4 protein-coding genes and 1 pseudogene are annotated in these 3,798 nt (G+C 50.3%); 4 read left to right on the forward strand and 1 reads right to left on the reverse strand.

Annotation, left to right across the window (positions count from 1 at the left end; genetic code table 11):
* Positions 1 to 25: 25 nt before the first annotated feature.
* Complete coding sequence (locus BZG79_RS12835) at positions 26 to 1,162, reverse strand: glycerate kinase (RefSeq protein ID WP_077774588.1); 1,137 nt, start codon at positions 1,160 to 1,162, stop codon at positions 26 to 28.
* A 142-nt stretch (positions 1,163 to 1,304) separates the two neighbouring features.
* On the opposite strand from BZG79_RS12835, the gene BZG79_RS12840 reads away from it, so the two are divergent.
* The 4 genes and pseudogenes from BZG79_RS12840 to BZG79_RS16180 all read left to right on the forward strand — a co-directional run.
* Positions 1,305 to 1,688 carry a YacL family protein gene (locus BZG79_RS12840; RefSeq protein ID WP_158009957.1) on the forward strand — a complete coding sequence of 128 codons (384 nt, stop codon included), beginning with the start codon at positions 1,305 to 1,307 and terminating at the stop codon, positions 1,686 to 1,688.
* A gap of 239 nt (positions 1,689 to 1,927) precedes the next feature.
* Entirely contained in the window at positions 1,928 to 2,266 is a 339-nt protein-coding gene (locus BZG79_RS12845; protein ID WP_025673127.1) for a P-II family nitrogen regulator, read from the forward strand.
* Between the two features lie 17 nt (positions 2,267 to 2,283).
* The gene (locus BZG79_RS12850; RefSeq protein WP_077669150.1) at positions 2,284 to 3,513 is read left to right on the forward strand and encodes an ammonium transporter; all 1,230 of its coding nucleotides are present in this window, start codon (positions 2,284 to 2,286) and stop codon (positions 3,511 to 3,513) included.
* A 164-nt stretch (positions 3,514 to 3,677) separates the two neighbouring features.
* Positions 3,678 to 3,798 (forward strand): annotated as a pseudogene (locus BZG79_RS16180) (iron ABC transporter substrate-binding protein); the annotation flags it as partial.

A 3,798-nucleotide genomic window follows, 5' to 3' on the forward strand; every position in this document is an offset into this window, starting at 1 on the left:
CCAATTAGCTTCGTGTTATGGTTGATTAATTAATCGGGTTATCCATTAATCGCGCAATATTCTCAGCCGTGCGCGTGACGTTGCTTGCCGTGTTGGCCAGCGCCTCAGACAATGAACAGGGCCCTGGCTGAATGGGGAAAATCGCTTTGACGCCGTGTTGATAAAGCGTATCACAGTTGTCACCGACACTGCCGGCGATCACCACCACGGGAATGTGATGTGATTGGCCAATCCGGGCGAGCGCCATGGGGACTTTTCCGTGCTGAGTTTGACTATCGACCCGTCCCTCACCGGTAATAATCCAATCTGCTTGTGCCAGGGTCGAATACGCGTGGGTTCGTGTTAGTAGCAACTCCACCCCGGGGACGAGCTGGGCATTGAGTAACCCGCCTAAAGCGGCACCGATTCCGCCTGCTGCGCCTGCTCCTGGAAAGTGCGCAATGGCATGGCCCAGTTGATAGTGACAAATACGGGCAAAACGGTGAAGGTGTTGCTCTAAACTGCGAATGTGGCTGACCGTGGCGCCTTTTTGCGGACCAAATACGGTAGCAGCGCCATCGGGTCCACATAGCGGGTTATCGACATCACAGGCCGCGGTGAGTGTGACAGCACGCAGGCGTGAATCGAGCGTGCTGAGATCCAGTGTCATCAATGCACCTAATCCGTGTCCAGTCGGAATAATTGGTTTGCCTGCACCGTCAARCAGGCGCGCGCCTAAGGCGGTCAGGATCCCGGCGCCCGCGTCATTGGTGGCACTGCCACCTAAACCAATAATGATTTCATCGATGTCATGATCAAGAGCTGCACGGATCAGCTCACCGGTGCCTAAGCTGGTGGTATGAAGCGGATTTCTTGCGGTGCTTGGCATTAATGGCAAACCTGAGGCACTGGCGACATCCAACACGGCCAGTCGTTGTTCACGATTAATCACAAAACTGGCCGTCACCGGGCGAAAATCTGGCCCCGTGACGTCACAGTGAAAACGTTCTCCACCGAGTCGTTCGAGCATACTTTGTGCAAATCCCTCACCACCATCTGCCATGGGCAACAGTGAAAACGTGGCATTAGGCAGTGCGGCTGCCATGCCTGTTTGAATAGCGTTAGCGACTTGTGGGGCGCTGAGGCTTTCTTTGAATGAGTCCGGTGCGATCACAATATGCATGGCTTGTCCTTGGCAATATGACGGTCGTCCATTAAGTCGAACTGAAGTAAACAGTATGAGCGAAGTGCTACCTTGATAACAGCTTGGGCTTGGCAATTCGTGGCAAAAGCCGGACAATGCCGCGCGAAGATTGGAGGTGGATGTGGATTACGAATTTTCTCGCAATAGTTTTGATGACAGTTATCGCATTGTGTTCTCAATGGGCCATGAAGCGATTGGTCGCTGGTTGTTCGATGAAGTAGGCACTGAGCTTAGCCACGTTGAGCAATATGTCGAGGCCCTCGCTCAGCTGGAAAACGAACAGCAATGGCGCGGGCATACTTTTACCTTAACAGCCAATAAAGATGAAGTGGTGGTGATGGCGAATGCCATGCTACAAACACCATCGGATGAGGCGCAAGCAACCCTCAGTGCGCAGGCATTGACGTTTTATGATCAAGAAAGCTGTGCCGCGTGTGGCTATGATGACTTTATGGAAATGTTATCGGCCTATCGCGACTTTATTATCCGTTATGGTCGACGATAACTCGAGATAAACGCGGAGCGGGGAATCGGCCCGCGTTTTTTCGATGATCGCTGATGGTGCAGTTGAGCAATAACACATTGCCGATGCGCTGTCTTGGTGAATACCTCGCACTTTTATAGTGCAAACTCCTCGAATTACCCCTCCTTGTTTCCTAACTACATGATTTTAAAGCCATCAAATATTGGCACGGCTCTTGATACCTACAGTGTGAAGCAAACACAAGGACTCAGGAGAAGGATATGAAACTGATTAGCGCCATTATCAAGCCATTTAAGCTTGATGACGTTCGTGAAGCGTTGGCGGATGCCGGTATTGATGGCATGACGGTCTCGGAAGTCAAAGGCTTTGGCCGCCAAAAAGGGCACACAGAATTATATCGTGGCGCCGAATACCAAGTCGATTTTTTACCCAAAGTGAAACTTGAAATCGCGGTACAGAGCGAGAATGTGGATTCTGTCGTTGAAGCGATTTCTAATGCTGCACAGACCGGAAAAATCGGCGATGGCAAAATCTTTGTCTTCGATCTTCAGCAGGCGGTGCGTATTCGTACCGGTGAAATGGATTTGGAAGCAATTTAATACAGGGAGTATAGACAATGGAACTGGTTAATACGGTGACAGAATTGCGCTACGCGCTCGACACCTTTTTCTTTCTTTTATCCGGCGCGTTGGTGATGTGGATGGCCGCGGGCTTTGCGATGTTAGAAGCCGGCTTGGTGCGATCTAAAAATACCACGGAGATCCTGACCAAAAATATCTGCTTATATGCCATTGCGTGCACCATGTATTTACTGGTCGGTTACAACATCATGTATGTCGACAATGCGGGTGGGGGGTTTATACCTTCATTTGGCACCTTGATTGGCACACAGGGCGCAGAGGCTGATCATTCATTGGAATCAGACTTCTTCTTCCAAGTCGTGTTTGTTGCTACCGCTATGTCAGTGGTGTCTGGTGCCGTCGCGGAACGAATGAAGCTGTGGGCGTTCCTGGTTTTCTCTGTCATCTTGACGGCGGTGATCTATCCAGTTGAAGGATATTGGACTTGGGGCGGCGGCTTCCTATCTGAGGCCGGTTTCAGTGACTTTGCCGGCTCAGGAATTGTTCACATGGCCGGTGCTTCCGCGGCATTAGCCGGTGTGCTCTTGTTAGGTGCGCGTAAAGGCAAGTACAGCAAAAACGGTAAAATCAACCCGATTCCTGGCTCTAACTTGCCGTTAGCGACCTTGGGGACGTTTATCCTTTGGTTCGGCTGGTTTGGTTTCAATGGCGGCTCGCAGTTGATGGTCTCAGATTTTGAGAATGCGACAGCGGTGGGACAAATCTTCCTCAACACGAATGCGGCGGCGGCGGCCGGTGCCATTGCAGCCTTACTGGTATGCAAAACCCTATGGGGGAAAGCGGATTTGACCATGGTCTTAAATGGCGCGTTGGCTGGCTTGGTGGCAATTACCGCCGATCCGCTGTCACCCTCACCAGTGGCGGCACTGATCATTGGTGTGGTATCTGGGGCCATCGTCGTGTTCAGTATTATCGGTCTCGACAAGATAAAAATTGACGATCCTGTCGGTGCGATTTCCGTCCACGGTGTGTGTGGTTTCTTTGGCCTCATGGTTGTGCCTTTAAGTAACACAGCAGCGACCTTTGGTGCCCAGCTTCTGGGAGCGGCCGTTATTTTTGCCTGGGTATTCGGTGCAAGCTGCGTGGTTTGGTGGATATTGAAGAAAACCATGGGTATTCGCGTGACCGAAGAAGAAGAGATGTCGGGTATGGACTTACACGATTGCGGTATTGATGCGTATCCCGAATTTGTCAGCGTAAAATAGCCACGCGTATAAGACATCGTTAAACTCTGAAACGAAACCTTACATTTTTACAGTAGGGTTTCGTTTTTTTTTGATCCTATCGATATTGAGCATTCAGTCATTCTCTGTATACTAACGAAAGTGAGATTCGTTATCATTTATCATCATATTTAAGGACTGTTACGATGAAAAAACTGCTGATTGCCTCGGCTGTGACGGCTAGCCTGCTAGGAACAAGTACTGCGTTCGCGGCTGAAGAAGTGAATGTCTACTCGTATCGCCAACCGTTTTTGATTGAACCCATGT

This window comes from Salinivibrio sp. MA427 (assembly GCF_001996115.1).
GTDB lineage: Bacteria > Pseudomonadota > Gammaproteobacteria > Enterobacterales > Vibrionaceae > Salinivibrio > Salinivibrio costicola.

Coding starts and splice junctions, on each gene's coding strand:
- BZG79_RS12845 (WP_025673127.1), top strand. CDS start 1,928: ATGAAACTGATTAGCGCCATTATCAAGCCATTTAAGCTTGATGACGTT.
- BZG79_RS12850 (WP_077669150.1), top strand. CDS start 2,284: ATGGAACTGGTTAATACGGTGACAGAATTGCGCTACGCGCTCGACACC.